11 protein-coding genes, 1 tRNA gene and 1 other RNA gene are annotated in these 16,497 nt (G+C 68.0%); 10 read left to right on the top strand and 3 right to left on the bottom strand.

What is annotated here, in order from left to right; translation table 11 throughout:
• Window positions 1-20: 20 nt before the first annotated feature.
• The 3 genes from rplL to ACPYN9_RS02430 all read left to right on the top strand — a co-directional run bounded on the left by rplL (window position 21) and on the right by ACPYN9_RS02430 (window position 3,439).
• Window positions 21-410, top strand: a complete 390-nt coding sequence (gene rplL / locus ACPYN9_RS02440) for a 50S ribosomal protein L7/L12 (RefSeq protein WP_424463596.1) — start codon at window positions 21-23, stop codon at window positions 408-410.
• Window positions 411-659: 249 nt separating this feature from the next.
• Window positions 660-2,033 carry a hypothetical protein gene (locus ACPYN9_RS02435; protein ID WP_424463594.1) on the top strand — a complete coding sequence of 458 codons (1,374 nt, stop codon included), beginning with the start codon at window positions 660-662 and terminating at the stop codon, window positions 2,031-2,033.
• A gap of 266 nt (window positions 2,034-2,299) precedes the next feature.
• Window positions 2,300-3,439: a hypothetical protein gene (locus tag ACPYN9_RS02430; RefSeq protein ID WP_424463593.1), complete on the top strand. Its 1,140-nt coding sequence runs from the start codon at window positions 2,300-2,302 to the stop codon at window positions 3,437-3,439.
• 219 nt (window positions 3,440-3,658) lie between these two features.
• Here the strand turns inward: ACPYN9_RS02430 and ACPYN9_RS02425 are convergent.
• The 3 genes from ACPYN9_RS02425 to ffs all read right to left on the bottom strand — a co-directional run bounded on the left by ACPYN9_RS02425 (window position 3,659) and on the right by ffs (window position 4,797).
• Window positions 3,659-3,746, bottom strand: a tRNA-Ser gene (locus ACPYN9_RS02425).
• A 106-nt stretch (window positions 3,747-3,852) separates the two neighbouring features.
• Window positions 3,853-4,506 (bottom strand): SDR family oxidoreductase, encoded by a 654-nt coding sequence (locus tag ACPYN9_RS02420; RefSeq protein ID WP_424463591.1) that lies wholly within the window; start codon window positions 4,504-4,506, stop codon window positions 3,853-3,855.
• A 194-nt stretch (window positions 4,507-4,700) separates the two neighbouring features.
• Window positions 4,701-4,797: signal recognition particle sRNA small type (ffs, locus tag ACPYN9_RS02415), an RNA gene on the bottom strand.
• A 102-nt stretch (window positions 4,798-4,899) separates the two neighbouring features.
• Here ffs and pta point away from each other — a divergent pair.
• The 7 genes from pta (at window position 4,900) to ACPYN9_RS02380 (ending at window position 16,211) form a co-directional block, all read left to right on the top strand.
• Window positions 4,900-7,014 carry a phosphate acetyltransferase gene (gene pta, locus ACPYN9_RS02410; protein ID WP_424463589.1) on the top strand — a complete coding sequence of 705 codons (2,115 nt, stop codon included), beginning with the start codon at window positions 4,900-4,902 and terminating at the stop codon, window positions 7,012-7,014.
• Window positions 7,015-7,068: 54 nt separating this feature from the next.
• Window positions 7,069-8,256: an acetate/propionate family kinase gene (locus ACPYN9_RS02405; protein ID WP_424463588.1), complete on the top strand. Its 1,188-nt coding sequence runs from the start codon at window positions 7,069-7,071 to the stop codon at window positions 8,254-8,256.
• A gap of 157 nt (window positions 8,257-8,413) precedes the next feature.
• Window positions 8,414-11,395, top strand: a complete 2,982-nt coding sequence (locus ACPYN9_RS02400) for a DNA polymerase III subunit gamma and tau (RefSeq protein ID WP_424463586.1) — start codon at window positions 8,414-8,416, stop codon at window positions 11,393-11,395.
• 42 nt (window positions 11,396-11,437) lie between these two features.
• The gene (gene recR, locus ACPYN9_RS02395; RefSeq protein WP_424463584.1) at window positions 11,438-12,034 is read left to right on the top strand and encodes a recombination mediator RecR; all 597 of its coding nucleotides are present in this window, start codon (window positions 11,438-11,440) and stop codon (window positions 12,032-12,034) included.
• Window positions 12,035-12,180: 146 nt separating this feature from the next.
• Complete coding sequence (locus tag ACPYN9_RS02390; protein WP_424463582.1) at window positions 12,181-13,452, top strand: aspartate kinase; 1,272 nt, start codon at window positions 12,181-12,183, stop codon at window positions 13,450-13,452.
• A gap of 25 nt (window positions 13,453-13,477) precedes the next feature.
• Window positions 13,478-14,530 carry an aspartate-semialdehyde dehydrogenase gene (locus ACPYN9_RS02385; protein WP_424463580.1) on the top strand — a complete coding sequence of 351 codons (1,053 nt, stop codon included), beginning with the start codon at window positions 13,478-13,480 and terminating at the stop codon, window positions 14,528-14,530.
• A 190-nt stretch (window positions 14,531-14,720) separates the two neighbouring features.
• Window positions 14,721-16,211 carry a malate:quinone oxidoreductase gene (locus tag ACPYN9_RS02380; protein WP_424463578.1) on the top strand — a complete coding sequence of 497 codons (1,491 nt, stop codon included), beginning with the start codon at window positions 14,721-14,723 and terminating at the stop codon, window positions 16,209-16,211.
• The last annotated feature ends 286 nt before the right edge of the window (window positions 16,212-16,497 follow it).

Here is a 16,497-nt window from a genome sequence, read left to right as displayed (position 1 = left end):
AACACACAAGGAGAAAACACATGGCAAAGCTCACGACTGAAGAGCTCATCGCAGCATTCAAGGAGCTCACGCTCATCGAGCTCAGCGAGTTCGTCAAGGCGTTCGAGGAGACCTTCGAGGTCACCGCTGCTGCTCCCGTCGCAGTTGCAGGCGTTGCAGCTGCCGGTGGCGCTGCTGACGCACCTGCCGAGGAGGAGAAGGACGAGTTCGACGTCATCCTCGAGGCTGCTGGCGACAAGAAGATCCAGGTCATCAAGGAGGTGCGCGCACTCACGAGCCTCGGTCTCGGTGAGGCGAAGGCACTCGTTGACGGCGCTCCGAAGGCCGTCCTTGAGGGCGTCAACAAGGAAGCCGCTGAGAAGGCAAAGGAAGCCCTCGAGGGCGCCGGCGCTTCGGTGACCCTCAAGTAGTCACCCCTCTCCGGTTCTGCGCGGCGTGTTCCGACACGCCGATGGAACTTTTTTCGCGAGGCATCGCATCCGGAATCCGGATGCGGTGCCTCGTTCCGTTTGCCCGGGAAACCCCTGTTGAAGGTGCGATTTTTGAGGTCAGTGTGACCAATGTGACTGATGTTCCAACTCGGAATCGTGATTTACCGCGTGTCGCTTGATCAGATTTCGGCCTCGACGCACAATAATCCGCCGTGTTAGCGTCCCCTCATGCTTTCCGACACCTTTAAGAGCGCCCGCGCCCGCACCACGGCTCTCGTCGTCGCCTTCGGCGTCGTCGCCGGTGGCGTCGCGGTCACGGCCGCACCTTCGTTCGCCGCGAACGGCGACCAGGTCGATGCAAGTGTCGATGGAGACACGAGCACCGCATCCGCTTCCGTCTCGCAGGAGACAATCTCCGCAGACGAGTCGGCCGTGACGGTCACGGGCTCCGGCTTCACCCCCGGCAACCTCGTCTACGTGCGTGTCGTCGGCCCAGAGGGGCAGACGAACTGGTCCTGGGGTACGCAGTCGCATGAAGTCGACGCCAGCGGTGCCGTGAGTGCAGAACTGACCAGCGACGAGGCGTGGGCCGAAGGCGACTACTCGGTCGTGCTCTTCGAGTCCGACAACGTCCAGGCATCCACCGGGTTCGCGGCCGAGGCGCCCGTCGGAACCGAGACGCCAGAGCCGACCACCACGGAGACGGCCACGCCTGAGCCGACCGCGACCGAGACGGCCACCCCTGAGCCGACCGAGACCGAGACGGCCACGCCTGAACCGACTGAGACGGTCGAGCCGACGCTCACCGAGGAGCCGACGCTCGAGCCGACGCCAACCGAAGAACCGACGCTTGAGCCGACGGAGACCGCCACGGCGGCGCCGACGACGACCGAGACGGCGACTCCATCGCCAACCGAGACCGAGGCACCCGTGGCGGCGCCCGCGGTGGCGACCGAACAGGCCAGCTACACCCAGGCTGAGGCCGCAGAAGGCATCACCTACGTGGCCACCGGCTTCGCCCCGGGCGTCGAACTCGGCCTGACCCTCCTGCTTCCGGGCGGCGAGACCGCCGAGTTCGAGTCGGCCGAACCGATTGTTCCGGACGCCGAGGGTAACTACGCCGGCATCATCACGTACGACGCAGCCTGGCTCGTCGGTGACTACGGCATCACGCTGACGACCATCAGTCCGGAAGCTGGGGAGACTACCGACGCTCCTGCGGCCGACACAGCGCGGTCAGTTCCGCTCATCGTTGAGGACGAGTCGCAGCTCACGGCCACCGACGAGTCATCCGCCGAGGTGGAGCTGGCACCTGAGCCCGCCGCCGAGGTTGGTGAGCAGACGGCGACGACGTCGTTCGTTGTCACCGGCGAGACGCCGTCGACCGGAGGCACAGCGCCAACCGCAAGCGAAGCACCAGCTGGCACCGGTGGCAGTGGTTCGGGCTCCAGTGACACGAGCGGCAAGGCGCAGAGCAAGACGCTCGCGGCCACCGGAGTTGAGGATGCGTTCGGGGCGGCCGGTGTTGGGCTGCTCGTGCTGGGCCTCGGGGCCGCGGCTGTCACCGGCGCGCGCTTCCTGAGCCGCCGCCGCGAGAGCTGACGCACAGCGCGCGCGACCACAGCGTGATCGGGGCCGGATACCGAAAGGTATTCGGCCCCGCTCTCTGTGTACGGCGGCCTAATCTCTATGAGGAATCACGTGTTCGGGGAGAAGTCCCCGGGTGGATCGCGTATGTGCCTCGTGTGGGTTATGTGCCTCTTGATCAGGAGTTTTTCACGACCTGATGCGTCGAAAATCGGTCGTAGCCCGTTTCAATCGTCCGTGGCCTTCTGGACATCGCCTGTGAGTCAGGCCACTCTTTAGTCATGGCTTCCTCTCTGACTTCCTCGCGGCGCAAACGCGCCTCTGCTCTTTCGATCGCCTTCGGCGTGCTCGCCGGTGGTGCCATGATGACCGCCGCTCCGGCCTTCGCGGCAACCACCGCACCCACACCTCCCGCGGACTCGGCGTCCCCAACGGCGACGACGACGCCCGAGGCGGTGGCGGAGGCAACGAAGCCGAGCTTCGCGCCAACCGAGAAGGTCACGTACTGGATCACGGGACTCGCACCAGACGTGTCGCTGTCCACCATCACGATCACGGCTCCCGGCGGTGCGTCCATCTCGGTCGAGCCGGTCAACGAGACCTCGTGGGTCGTCGACTCCGAAGGCAACTACGCCGGCGAGTTCATCGCGAGCGCCCCGCTGCCTGAGGGCAACTACGACGTGACGATCACGCAGGACTACACCGATGCTTCGGGTCCGGCTCAGCACGTCGTGACGTTCACGTTCACGATCGCGGCCGAGTCGACGTCGACGCCGACGCCGACCACGGAGCCCTCCGCAACCACGGAGCCCACTGCCACGGCGGAGCCGACCGCGACGCCCGTTCCGACGGAGACGGCCACGCCGACGCCGACGAGCACTGCGACGCCGTCGCCGACGACCACGCCGACCGTCGAGGCACCGGTCGCCTACGCGAACGCCAGCAGCTTCCTGCCGACCGATGACATCGACTACACGGCGCAGAACTTCACGCCGGGTCTGGCGCTCGACATCACGGTTGTCTACCCCGATGGAGCCTCCGTCGAGGTCGAGCCGATCGACGACTCGGTCGTCGCAGAGGACGGCACGTTCTCGGGTGCGCTCATCAACCAGTCCGGCGCTCCGCTGCCGCTCGGCGAGTACACGGTGACCCTCTCGCAGTCGAGCGGCCTGTCGGCGAGCTTCACGTTCCTCGTCGCCGAGGCGAACCCCGGCACGACGACGGCACCGACCGCGACGACCGCACCGGTTCCCGGTGGCAACGGTGGCAACGGTGGCGGCACGAACACGGGCCACACGTCGCCTGAGCTCGCCACCACTGGCGCAGAGGACGCCTTCGGTGCGGCAGGCATTGGCCTCCTCGCCCTGGCGACCGGCGCAGGCGTGCTCGTTGCACGTCGCCTCGCAGCCAAGAAGGCCTAGGCTTAGAGTTCTTCGCTGAGAGGGCGTCACCTTCGGGTGGCGCCCTCTTCGCGTGTCTGCGCCCTGCGCATCCTCGGCCCTCCGCAAGGCCGGGTCCCGGCGCGCCCTGCAGGCGCGCATCCGCTCGCACCTGTGGCGATGTACGGGACGGGTGAGGCAAGGAAGCCGCAAACGACGAAAGCCCCGACCGGGTTTCCCTGGTCGGAGCTTTCGTGCGCGTGGCGGAGGATAGGGGATTCGAACCCCTGAGGGCTTTCACCCAACACGCTTTCCAAGCGTGCGCCATAGGCCACTAGGCGAATCCTCCGTGGGAGCGCCAGGCGCTCACCTCGAAAGAGCATAGCGGTTCCCGCGACTGTTCGTGAACGCGAGCGGCAAATCTCCTCGGGGGACGCGCCCGGGACTGCCCCCGATCAGAGCTTCTTGACGGCCGCCCCGATCTCGTCGTCGCCGGAAACGACCTCGAACTGCGTGTGGATGCCGGCGTGGCGATCGAGGAGCGCCGCGATCACAGCGGCCACGTCGGCGCGAGGAATTGAGCCGCGGTCGACCTGCTCGCCCACCTTCACGTGGCCCGTCGGCTCGTCGTCGGTGAGTCCACCCGGACGGACGATCGTCCAGTCAAGCTTGGCGCTGCGCGCGCGGATGTCGGCGTCCGCCTCGCTCTTCGCGCGGAGGTAGACCTGGTAGACGTCATCGGAGTCCCTGTCGTAGGTGTCGGTGCCGATCGCAGAGACCACCACGAACCTGCGGATGTTCGCCAGCTCCGCTGCGTCGGCCGAGAGGATGGCCCCGTCCCGGTCGAGCGTGAGCTTGCGCTCTGCCGTGCTGCCGGGGCCCGCACCGGCGGCGAAGACGACCGCGTCGACGTGCCCGAGCTGCTTGGCGAGGTCCGTGGGCGTGCTCTGCTCGAGGTCGGCGACGACGGGGTCGGCGCCAAGCTCCTTGAGCGACTCGACGTGGTCTGGGTTGCGGACGACGCTCGTGACGCGGTGCCCGCGCTGGATGAGCTGGCCCGTGAGCAAGCGTGCGATCTGACCGTTTCCACCGATGACTGCGATTCTCATGTCCGCCAGTCAAACGGGTCAGTCTGAGATCGCGGCCAGCGTTCGCGGCGAGCGATCTGCGTTCGAGACGCGTTCGCCCTGGCAGTCGCAGAGTTGTGGCGTTCTGCTGCCCAGGATCGTCGGAACTGCACCTCGCCACAATCTTCCGCCGCCCGACTGCGGCCGTTCGGCACCGGGCCGCCCGGGAGGGCAAAGAAAAAGACCCCCCGCGCACCCGCCAGAGCCCGGTTACCCTTGCTGCGTTTCCGCCCTGGGGGAGTTGGCCTGGATGGCGCCACGCGAGGAGCCGTCAGCCATCATAGCGCGACCGTCGCGAGACGCGAATCGAGGGCGCTCTGAATTGGCAGGATCGCGACAGCCCGCTGACTCCTCACCCGACTACCATTGCCAGACGTGGGGACAAGCATCTACATCACGTCATCAGAGGGTCACTCTGGCAAGTCAGCCGTCGCTCTCGGGGTCGTGAACGCGCTCAGCCGCTCGATCGGCCGGGTCGGCGTCTTCCGCCCCATCGTGCAGAGCGCGGAGGCGCGAGACGACATCCTCGAGCTGCTGCTCTCGCAGCTCGATCCGCAGAACCGCGGCTTCGAGTACGAGTCAGGTTTCGGCGTCACCTACGACGACGTGCACGCAGATCCCGATGAAGCGCTCTCGCGCATCGTCACCCGCTACCGCGCGCTGGAGCGGCGATGCGACACGGTGGTGATCGTCGGTAGCGACTTCACCGACGTCGGTAACCCGGCCGAGCTGGGCTTCAATGCCCGCGTCGCCGCGAACCTCGGCGCGCCGGTCCTTCTCGTGCTCACAGGCTTCGACGCCGACAAGGGGCAGCCGCGCACGCCGGAGCAGCTCGCGCAGGCGCTCGAGGTGACCCTGCCCGAACTCGACGCGGCCCACGCGACGCTACTGGCCATCACCATCAACCGCGCCGATGAGACCGCGACCGAGGAGGTCCGCACGGCAGTTGCCGAGCGCGCGCTGCGCGAGCTCGGACACAAGGTGCCGGTCTGGGCGATACCGGAGACGCCACTGCTGATGGCTCCGTCGCTGTCGCAACTGCTGGATGCGGTGGGCGGCGAGCTTGTCTACGGCGACCGCGAACTGCTGGGGCGTGAAGTGCTCGGCATCGTGCTCGCGGGCATGTCGATGCAGAACGTCCTCGAACGACTCAAGGAGGGCGGGGTCGTCGTCATCGCGGCCGACCGCACCGAGGTCCTGCTCGCCGTGCTCCTCGCGCAGCGCGCAGAGACCTTCCCTTCGCTCACCGGCATCGTGGTTAACGGGCCGTTCGAGTTCCCGCGCGCCATCGAGCGTCTCATCAGCGGGCTCAACGTCGAGGTGCCGATCATCCGCACCAACTTCGGCACCTTCGACACGGCACAGCGCATCATGCAGACGCGCGGCCGTCTCGCCGCAGCCGGCATCTCGCGCCGCAAGATCGACCTCGCGCTCGCGAAGTTCGAGCAGCACATCCCGGCCATCGAGGTGGTCGCGCTGCTCAACGTCAAGCAGTCGACGGTGGTTACGCCGCTGATGTTCGAGAACACGCTCCTCGATCGCGCCCGATCGGACCGCAAGCACATCGTGCTTCCCGAGGGCAGCGACGACCGCATCCTTGTGGCCGCAGGGTCGCTGCTCGCGCGCGAAGTCGCGGAGATCACGATCCTGGGCGAGGAGTCCGAGGTGCGAGGTCGTGCCTCTGCGTTGGGCGTCGACATCTCGTCGGCGCGCGTGCTCAGCACGAACGACCCGGACTACGTCACGAGGTTCGCGGAGGAGTACGCGAGGTTGCGAGCCCACAAGGGCGTCACAATCGAGGCGGCGACCGAACGAGTTCGAGACGTCAGCTACTTCGGCACGCTCATGGTGCATCTCGGACTCGCCGACGGCATGGTTTCGGGTGCGGCGCACACGACGGCGCACACCATCCGCCCTGGTTTCGAGATCGTCAAGACGAAGCCCGGCGTCTCGGTGGTGTCGAGCGTGTTCCTCATGGCCCTTGCCGACCGCGTGCTCGTCTACGGCGACTGCGCCGTCAACCCGGACCCGACGGCCGAGCAGCTCGCCGACATCGCGATCTCGTCCGCCGAGACCGCCAGCCAGTTCGACATCGCACCCCGCGTGGCGATGCTCTCGTACTCGACGGGCGAATCGGGTTCCGGCGCTGACGTCGACAAGGTGCGCACCGCGACGGGACTCGTGCGGGAGCGGATGCCCGAGCTGCTCGTCGAGGGTCCGATCCAGTACGACGCGGCGACGGATGCTGCGGTCGCGAGCAAGAAGATGCCTGGCAGCCAGGTGGCTGGGCGCGCGACGGTGTTCATCTTCCCCGACCTGAACACGGGCAACAACACGTACAAGGCGGTGCAGCGTTCGGCGGGAGCCGTCGCGATCGGGCCGATCCTGCAGGGCCTGGGCAAGCCCATCAATGACCTGTCCCGCGGGGCACTCGTCTCCGACATCATCAACACCGTCGCCATCACGGCGATTCAGGCGCAGCGTTCCTGATCGCGCCCGCCGCACATCCAGCCCGCCCGGTGCGGGTCTCGAGAAAGGGTGCTCATGAGCATCGTCCTGGTCGTCAACTCCGGCTCATCGTCCTTCAAATATCAGCTGATCGACATGGGACGCGAGCTGACGCTCGCGTCCGGGCTCGTGGAGCGCATCGGCGAGCCGGTGGCGAGCGTCACCCACAAGACCGGGGGAGCGACATTCGCCAGGGAGGCTGACATCCCCGACCACACTCGCGGCTTCGAGGCGATGCTCGAAGGGTTCGAGGAGCACGGGCCGAGCCTCGCCGAGTTCCCGCCGGTCGTTGTCGGCCACCGGGTGGTGCACGGCGGGCGTCGGTTCTTCGACGCCGCCGTCATCGACGGGAAGGTGCTGCAGGACATCGAGGACCTCATCCCGCTCGCCCCGCTGCACAACCCGGCGAACCTGGAAGGCATCGTCGGCGCACGCGATGTCTTCGCCGAGACCCCGCACGTCGCGGTCTTCGACACCGCGTTCCACACGAGCATGAGCGACGCGTCGTCGCTGTATGCCCTGGATGCGGAGGTCGCGAGGGAGCACCGGGTGCGCAAGTACGGTGCGCACGGCACGAGCCACAAGTTTGTCTCGGAGGAGACCGCCCGATTCCTCGGGCGTGAGCTTGGCGAGTTGAAGACGATTGTGCTGCACATCGGCAACGGCGCGAGCATGTGCGCCGTGGACGGGGGTCGATCCATCGAGACGAGCATGGGTATGACGCCGCTCGAGGGGCTCGTCATGGGCACGCGCACCGGTGACCTCGATCCGGCCGTGCTCGTGCACCTCTCGCGCCGCGGCGGCTACACGATCGACCAGCTCGACGACCTGCTGAACAGGAAGTCCGGGCTCCTTGGGCTGACCGGCTCTGGTGACATGCGAGACGTGCGCCAGAAGGCCAACGCGGGGGACGCGCGGGCGCAGCTCGGGCTCGCGGTCTACGCCCACCGCATCCGCCACTACCTCGGCGCTTACATGCTGCTGCTCGGCGGCGCCGACGCGATCGTGTTCACGGCCGGCATCGGCGAGAACGACGCGCAGCTGCGCGCGGAGGTGCTCGAAGGGCTCGAGTGGCTCGGCGTGAAGCTGTCGCCAGAGCGCAACGCCTCCCCGTCGAGGGATGCGCGTCGCATCTCGGCAGACGACTCGCGGATCGAGGTGCTGGTCGTGCCGACCAACGAGGAGCTCGAGATCGCACGGCAGAGCCTGGCCGCGATCGCCTGAGCCATCGTGGCGCGGGGCTCCCGCGCCATCACTGCCCGGCGTTTCACCCTCGAGGCGTACCAGCAGAGGGCGAAACGCCGGGCAGCGAACACGTTTTGTCGAGGGTGGCCATGCGGGGCCGCGCTCTCTGTCGGTGGTGCCGTCTACGATGGTGCGCATGGCCACAGCCCTGTATCGCCGCTATCGGCCTGAGAACTTCGCCGAGATGATCGGGCAGTCGCAGGTCACCGAACCACTGATGACCGCGCTCCGAACGGGCCGCGTCAACCACGCCTACCTCTTCTCCGGGCCGCGAGGCTGTGGCAAGACGAGCTCGGCGCGCATCCTTGCCCGATGCCTCAACTGCGCTGAAGGGCCGACCGACACCCCGTGCGGCGTCTGCCAGAGCTGTGTCGAGCTCGCCCGAGACGGCGGAGGTTCGCTCGACGTCTTCGAGATCGACGCCGCCAGCCACGGTGGCGTGGAAGACGCGCGCGAGCTTCGAGAGCGCGCCATCCTCGCGCCCAGCCGCGACCGCTACAAGATCTTCATCATCGACGAGGCGCATATGGTGACCTCGGCCGGCTTCAACGCTCTGCTGAAGGTCGTCGAGGAGCCGCCGGAGCACGTGCGGTTCGTGTTCGCGACGACCGAGCCTGAGAAGGTCATCGGCACGATCCGCTCGCGTACGCACCACTACCCGTTCAGGCTCATCCCGCCCGCGCTCATGCTCGAGTACGTCGAAGAGCTCTGCACGAGCGAGGGGGTCACCGCCGAACCCGGCGTCTTGCCGCTCGTCGTGCGTGCGGGTGGCGGGTCGGCGCGAGACACGCTCTCGCTGCTCGACCAGATCATCGCCGGATCCGAGACCGGCCTTCTCGGGTACCAGCGCGCCGCGGCGCTCCTTGGGTTCACGGGCCAGGAGCTCCTCGACGAGTCCATCGACGCCTTCGCCGACGCCGACCCCGCGGCAGCCTACACGGCGGTCGACCGGGTCATCCAGTCTGGCCAAGACCCCCGACGCTACGTCGAGGACCTGCTCGAGCGCCTCCGCGACCTCATCGTCGCGAAGGCGACGGGCCCCGGTGCCGGTGCCGTGCTCCGCGGGCTCGGCGCCGACGAGGTCGAGGCCCTTCGTGTGCAGGCGGGCCGATTCTCGCCCGCGGCGCTCACGGGCATTGCCGACCTCGTCAACGAGACGCTCACCGAGATGAGCGGCGTGACGTCGCCGAAGCTCCACCTCGAGCTGCTTGTCGCGCGCATCCTCGTCGCGTCGCGGGCCAACTTCATCGACGCGGGAACCCTCCTGGCGGTCGCGGATGCGCCGGGCACGTCGCCGACGCGCCTCGCGGCGGCGGAGTCGGCGGCGCCCGTAGCTCCAGCGGCTCCAACGGGCGCGTCGGGCGGGAGCGCGCCGGTGCCAGCACCAGCGCGTGAGTCGCAGGCTGCTCGGGTCGAGCGCCCGGCCGCGGTCGCTGCATCTGGTTCTGCTCCCGCTGCTGCTCCTGCACCCGCTGCTGCCGCTGTCTCTGTTCCGAGTGGACCGGCAGCTGCCGCGACCGACGTGCCCGTGGCAACCGAAACCGACACGGCGTCCGCCGCGCGACTGGCTGCCGCGTCCTGGGCGGCTGCCGCCCCCGGCTCCGGTGCCGCACCGGCTGTAGCTGCACCCCACGCTGCTGTGCCGGACACCGGTGCGCGGGACGACGCTGCGCGGGACGACGCTGCGCGGGACGACGTTGCGCGGGACGACGCTGCGCGGGACGACGCTGCGCGGGACGACGCTGCGCCGGACGACGCTGCGCCGGGCGCCGCCGGATTGGGCGAAGGTACGACTGACGCGGCTGCGCCGCACGAAGCTGCATCGTTGACCTCACTCGACGCTGCATCGGCGCCGGATGCCGAGTCCGAGCCCCAGCCCCAACCCGAACGCGGCGGGCAGCGCGATGCTGTGTCACCGTCCGCGTCCGCCGAGCACGACGACTCAGCGTCCCAGCCTGAGCCAGCGGGGCAGCCAGAACCCTCGAACGAGCCGCGGCCCACGGCGACGGACGCTACGCCCGACGGAGAGCCGGCCCCAGAGCAGGAACGCATTTCGGAGCCCGAGCCCGAGCCCGAGCCCGCGCCCGCGCCGGCCGCTGAGGCAGCTGACGCCCCGTCAGCCGGTCCCGCGCAGTCGCCAGCCCCGCACGCGACGGCGGCGAGCGCATCCGCTGAACCCCCCGCATTCGCACAGCTTCGCGACGCGTGGCCGACCCTCGTGGAGCGCATGCGCGACCTCGGCGGCGCTCACGCCTGGACCGTCGCGCAGTCGGTGCACGCGCGCGACCTCGTTGGCGACCTGCTGGTCTTCGAAGTGCCCTCCCGCGCGGTGCTCGAGCAGTTCCGCGGTGAACGAGGCGCAACCGATTCGCCCAGCGCCGTGCTGCGCACCGCGATCAACGAGATGTTCGGCATCACGGTCAAATTCCAACCCCAGCGCCCCGGGGGCGCGAGCCCCGCCGGACCGGCGGCGGGAACGCCGGCACCAAACCGAAACGACGAGCCAGCTCCGGCACCCGCGGAGCCTGACCCGGCACGTGCCCGAGCAGCATCCGCAGCCTCGACCACCACCGACGCCGACACCACAGCCGGCAAGCAGTCACGGCCCTCCGCGAACGCGCCCGGCCCATCAGGCGGCCTGAACTGGACCGTCGCCAAGATTCCCGGCCAGGAGTCCGTCCCCGACGACGGTCCCGGCTCCGGATGGGCCACCGCCGCTATCCCGGGGGCCGCCGCGACCGCTGCCCGGACGCCCGAACCGGCCATGTCGCCCGCGCCAGCCGTGCCGGGCTCCTCGATCACCTCGGCCCCAGGAGCTCCAGCGGCTGCGCGATCGAACCAGGCGCCGGCAGCGACGGTGGCCGAGCAGGCCGCACCCGAGCAGGCGGTGCCCGTCGCCTCGACGCCGGTTGTCGCCCCTGCCCCGAAGCGCACCGAGCGCATCGCCAGCGCACCCGTCATTCCGGGCGTCGAGCGCTACGGTGAGGCGATCGTCCGCGAGCGTCTCGGTGCCCGATTCATCGGCGAGGACATCATCGTGCCCGAACCAGAAGTCATCGAGCTGCCGCCTGAGGACGACTTCTCCGCGCCACCACCACCCGAAGACGGGGGCTACTGAGCCGTGTCGTCATCCACTTTCGAAGTCCGGGGACTCTGACCCATGTACGAAGGCATCATCCAGGACCTCATCGACGAACTCGGGCGCCTGCCAGGGGTCGGCCCCAAGTCCGCGCAGCGCATCGCGTTCCACATCGTGCAGACGCAGTCGTTCGACGTCTCACGACTCGCGCAGATCCTCTCCACCGTCCGCGAGCGGGTCCAGTTCTGCACCGTCTGCGGCAACGTCAGCGAGGGGCCCGAGTGCAACGTGTGCCGCGACCCTCGCCGCGACCGCACCGTCATCTGCGTCGTCGAGGAGCCGAAGGACGTGGCCGCCATCGAACGCACCCGCGAGTTCAACGGCCTCTTCCATGTGCTCGGCGGGGCCATCAACCCCATGGAAGGCATCGGGCCGGACGACCTCAACATCCGCACCCTGCTCGCGCGGCTCGAGTCCGGCGAGGTAAAAGAAGTCATCGTCGCGACCGACCCGAACCTCGAAGGCGACGCAACAGCGTCCTACCTGAGCCGACTTCTCACGAGCATCGGCGTCCCTGTCTCCAGGCTTGCCTCCGGCCTCCCCGTCGGCGGAGACCTCGAGTACGCCGACGAGATCACCCTGGGCCGGGCCTTCTCAGGGCGGCGAGCCATCGACTGACCGGCGACGCGCATCCACCCGCCGCGCAACCAAAGGAAACGAAGCCCGCCCGCGCTAGGAGCCCATTGCCCCCGCCGCATAAGATGGGAGCTTGTGGCGCGCGAGCGACGCTCGACGCGCATCCCGAACCGGAGGAGACAAGACACGTGAGTCTGATCGTCCAGAAGTACGGCGGATCATCGGTCGCTGATGCCGAGAGCATCAAGCGGGTGGCCCGCCGAATCGTCGAGACCCGCAAAGCGGGCAACGACGTCGTCGTGGCTGTCTCGGCAATGGGAGACACCACCGACGACCTCATCGACCTGGCGCACCAGATCGCGACGATTCCGGACGCCCGTGAGTTCGACATGCTCGTCACGACCGGCGAGCGCGTTTCCATGGCGCTCCTCGCGATGGCCATCAAGGACCTGGGCATGGACGCGCGCAGCTACACGGGCAGCCAAGCCGGAATGATCACCGACTCCACGCACGGAGACGCCCGCATCGTCGACGTCACCCCCGTGCGCGTGCGTGAAGCGCTCGACGAAGGGGCCATCGCCATCGTCGCAGGCTTCCAAGGCTTCAACCGAGACTCGAAAGACATCACGACGCTCGGCCGTGGCGGCTCAGACACGACCGCCGTCGCGCTCGCCGCAGCACTCGGCGCCGACGTCTGCGAGATCTACACCGACGTCGACGGCGTCTTCTCGGCCGACCCCCGCATCGTGCCGAAGGCCCACAAACTGAACTACATCTCAAGCGAGGAGATGCTCGAGCTCGCCGCCTCCGGCGCGAAGGTCCTGCACATCCGCGCCGTCGAGTACGCACGCCGACAGGGAGTCACGCTCCACGTCCGCTCGTCGTTCTCCGACCACGAGGGCACCATCGTCTACAACCCAGACCGGGCAGAGGAGTACGAAGTGGAAGCAGCAATGATCGCGGGTGTCGCCCACGACCTGAGCCAGGCCAAGATCACCATCGCCGGGGTCCCGGATGTGCCAGGCAAGGCGGCTGCGATCTTCACGATCGTCGCCGAGCAGGGCGCCAACATCGACATGATCGTGCAGAACGTCTCCGAGCAGGACACGAAGGTCACCGACATCTCGTTCACGCTGCCCAAGGCCGACGCGCAGCGCGTGCTCGACGCCATCGCCTCCGAAGGCGAGCAGATCGGCTACGCGTCCCTGCGCCTCACCGAGGACATCGGCAAGATCTCCCTCGTCGGCTCCGGCATGCGCACCAATATCGGCGTCACCGCGAAGCTCTTCACGGCACTCAAGGACGCGGGCATCAACATCGACATGATCTCCACCTCCGAAATCCGCATCTCGATCATCACGCAGGCCGACCTCGTCACCGAGGCCACCCGCGTCATCCACACCGCATTCGACCTCGACGGCGACGCCGAGGCAGTCGTCTACGCCGGCACCGGCCGCTGACCCGGCTGAGCAGAAAAGAGCACTCATGAGCACCAAGTTGAACGTCGCCGTCGTCGGCGCGACAGGCCAGGTCGGCGCCGTCATGCGCACCCTCCTCGAAGAGCGTGACTTCCCCGTCGAGAACATTCGCTTCTTCGCGTCCGCGCGCTCCGCTGGCACGACCCTCCCGTTCCGCGGCGAGGACATCACCGTCGAAGACGTTGCCGTCGCTGACGTGAGCGGCATCGACATCGCCCTCTTTTCGGCCGGAGCGACGACGTCGCGCGCGCAGGCCGAGCGCTTCGCCGCAGCGGGTGCTGTGGTGATCGACAACTCGAGCGCCTGGCGTCGCGACCCCGAGGTCCCGCTCGTCGTCTCCGAGGTCAACCCCGAAGCGATCGCCTCGCCGCCCAAGGGCATCATCGCGAACCCCAACTGCACCACGATGGCCGCGATGCCGGTGCTCAAGGTGCTGCACGAGGCCGCTGGCCTCGAGCGCCTCATCGTTTCGACCTACCAGGCCACCTCGGGCGCTGGCCTCGCTGGCGCTCAGGAGCTCTCCGGCCAGGCTGTCGCCGCCGTCGCCCAGGGTGAGGATGCGCTCCTCGGGCTTGTGCACGATGGCTCCTCCGTCGAGTTCCCGGCTCCCGAGAAGTTCGCCGCCCCTGTGCTCTTCAACGTGCTGCCGCTCGCCGGCTCGGTCGTTGACGACGGTTCGGAAGAGACCGACGAAGAGCAGAAGCTGCGCAACGAGAGCCGCAAGATCCTCGGCATCCCCGAGCTTCGCGTCAGCGGAACCTGCGTGCGCGTCCCCGTCTTCACCGGGCACTCGCTCTCCATCAACGCGGAGTTCGCCGATGCACTGACGCCCGACCGTGCCCGCGAGCTGCTCGCCGACGCCCCCGGCGTTGCGTTGGTCGATGTGCCGACGCCGCTTCAGGCCGCTGGCGCAGACCCGAGCCTCGTCGGCCGCATCCGCCAGGACCAGTCCGTCGATGGCAACCGAGGCCTCGCCCTCTTCATTTCGAACGACAACCTCCGCAAGGGTGCCGCCCTCAACGCGGTTCAGATCGCCGAGCTTGTCGCCGCGAAGGCGTAGCCACAGAGCTCGCACACGCAGAACGGACGCCCTCACGGGCGTCCGTTTTTGCGTTTCCAGGACAGCATGTCGAACGAGTAGTGACCAGTCCGGGCCTGACGCATTCGAAAACAGCAAAAATCGACGAATGTACCGCAGGCTTGTCCGTCTCGAAGCGGACGCGCAAGCGCCCCCGACGTAGACTGTCTCGGTGACTGATTCACAGAAGATCTACGACGTCGTTCTGATCGGCGGGGGCATCATGAGTGCCACCCTCGGCTCGCTTCTCAGCAAGCTCGAGCCCGAGTGGAGCATCAAGATCATCGAGCGACTCGACGGGCTGGCTCAGGAGAGCTCGAGCCCGTGGAACAACGCGGGCACGGGCCACGCGGCGCTGTGCGAGCTCAACTACACGCCAGAGAAGGACGGCGTCATCGACGCGTCCAAGGCGATCCAGATCAACGAGCAGTTCCAGGTCTCGCGCCAGTTCTGGGCCACGCTTGTCGAAGCCGGCGAGCTGCCTGAGCCGTCCGGATTCATCAACTCCGTGCCGCACATGACCTTCGTGCGCGGCGCCGAGAACGTCGATTTCCTCCGCCGCCGCTTCGAGCTGTTGAAGACCGAGCCACTCTTCTCCACGATGGAGTTCTCCGACGATCCCGAGGTCATCAAGGCTTGGGCTCCGACCCTCATCGAAGGGCGCCCCGCGGGCGAGAAGGTCGCCGCGACCCGCGTTGCTGCTGGCACCGACGTCGACTTCGGCTCGCTCACGCACAAGCTCGTCCAGGGCCTCGTCGACCGCGGCGCCGTGCTGCGCCTCAACACCGAGGTCATCGCGCTGCGTCAGCAGCGCGATGGCGTCTGGCAGATCGCGACCCAGCAGCTCGCAGGCGAGCAGAAGGGGCGCAAGAACGTCACCCGCGCGCGCTTCGTGTTCGTCGGGGCCGGTGGCGGCGCGCTTCCCCTGCTGCAGAAGTCGGGCATCGAAGAGATCAAGGGCTACGGTGGGTTCCCCATCTCCGGCCAGTTCCTGCGCACCGACAATCCAGCTGTCGTCGAGAAGCACCTCGCGAAGGTCTACGGCAAGGCCTCCGTCGGCGCACCACCCATGTCGGTGCCGCACCTCGACACCCGAGTCGTCGACGGCAAGCCGGCCCTCATGTTCGGTCCGTACGCAGGCTTCAGCCCCAAGTACCTCAAGACGGGCAGCTACCTCGACCTCATCAAGTCGCTGCGCCCGCACAACCTCATTCCGATGCTCGCGGTCGCGAAGGACAACTTTGACCTCGTCACGTACCTCGTGGGCCAGGTCCTCGCCAGCAAGGACAAGAAGTTCGAGCAGCTGAAGGAGTTCTTCCCCGAGGCGAACGCCGCCGACTGGCGCCTCATCACGGCCGGTCAGCGCGTGCAGGTGATGAAGAAGGACGCCAAGAAGGGCGGCATCCTGCAGATGGGCACCGAGGTCGTCGCGAAGAAGGATGGATCCATCGCTGGCCTGCTCGGCGCCTCACCCGGAGCTTCCGTCGCCGTGCCGGTCATGATCGACCTGCTCGGCCGCTGCTACCCCGACAAGAAGGCGGAATGGGCTCCCAAGCTCGAGGCGCTCGTGCCGAGCCTCGGCACCGACGTCAACTCCTCCGCCGAACTCGCCGACTCGACCCAGAGCGCGAGCGCAAAAGCGCTCGAGCTCAACGCGCACTAGCAGCTTGCACACGGTGGCACGGCCCGCCGTGTCCGCATCGAAGCCGCCCCGCACAACGCGGGGCGGCTTCGTCGCGTCCGGCGAGGTGCCCGAACCGCAGCCTCGACCCTGAGCCCTGACGCGGAGCCGCGCCGCTGAGCCGCGACGCTGCGCACTCACGTGAGCGCGGTGCCGTCGTGACACTCAGCGTGACGTGAGCACGATCAGCGGCCCTGGGCGGTCGACCTACGTCGCCTCGTCACCCTGAGTGTGCGGAGACGCCGCACATGCCGATGCCGCACCCAAG

Origin of the sequence: Pseudoclavibacter helvolus (assembly GCF_049707175.1) — a bacterium.
In the GTDB taxonomy this organism is placed as follows: Bacteria; Actinomycetota; Actinomycetes; order Actinomycetales; family Microbacteriaceae; genus Pseudoclavibacter; species Pseudoclavibacter helvolus_A.
The sequence above is the reverse complement of the archived record's forward strand: the minus strand, read 5'-3'. Positions and strand labels throughout refer to the sequence as shown.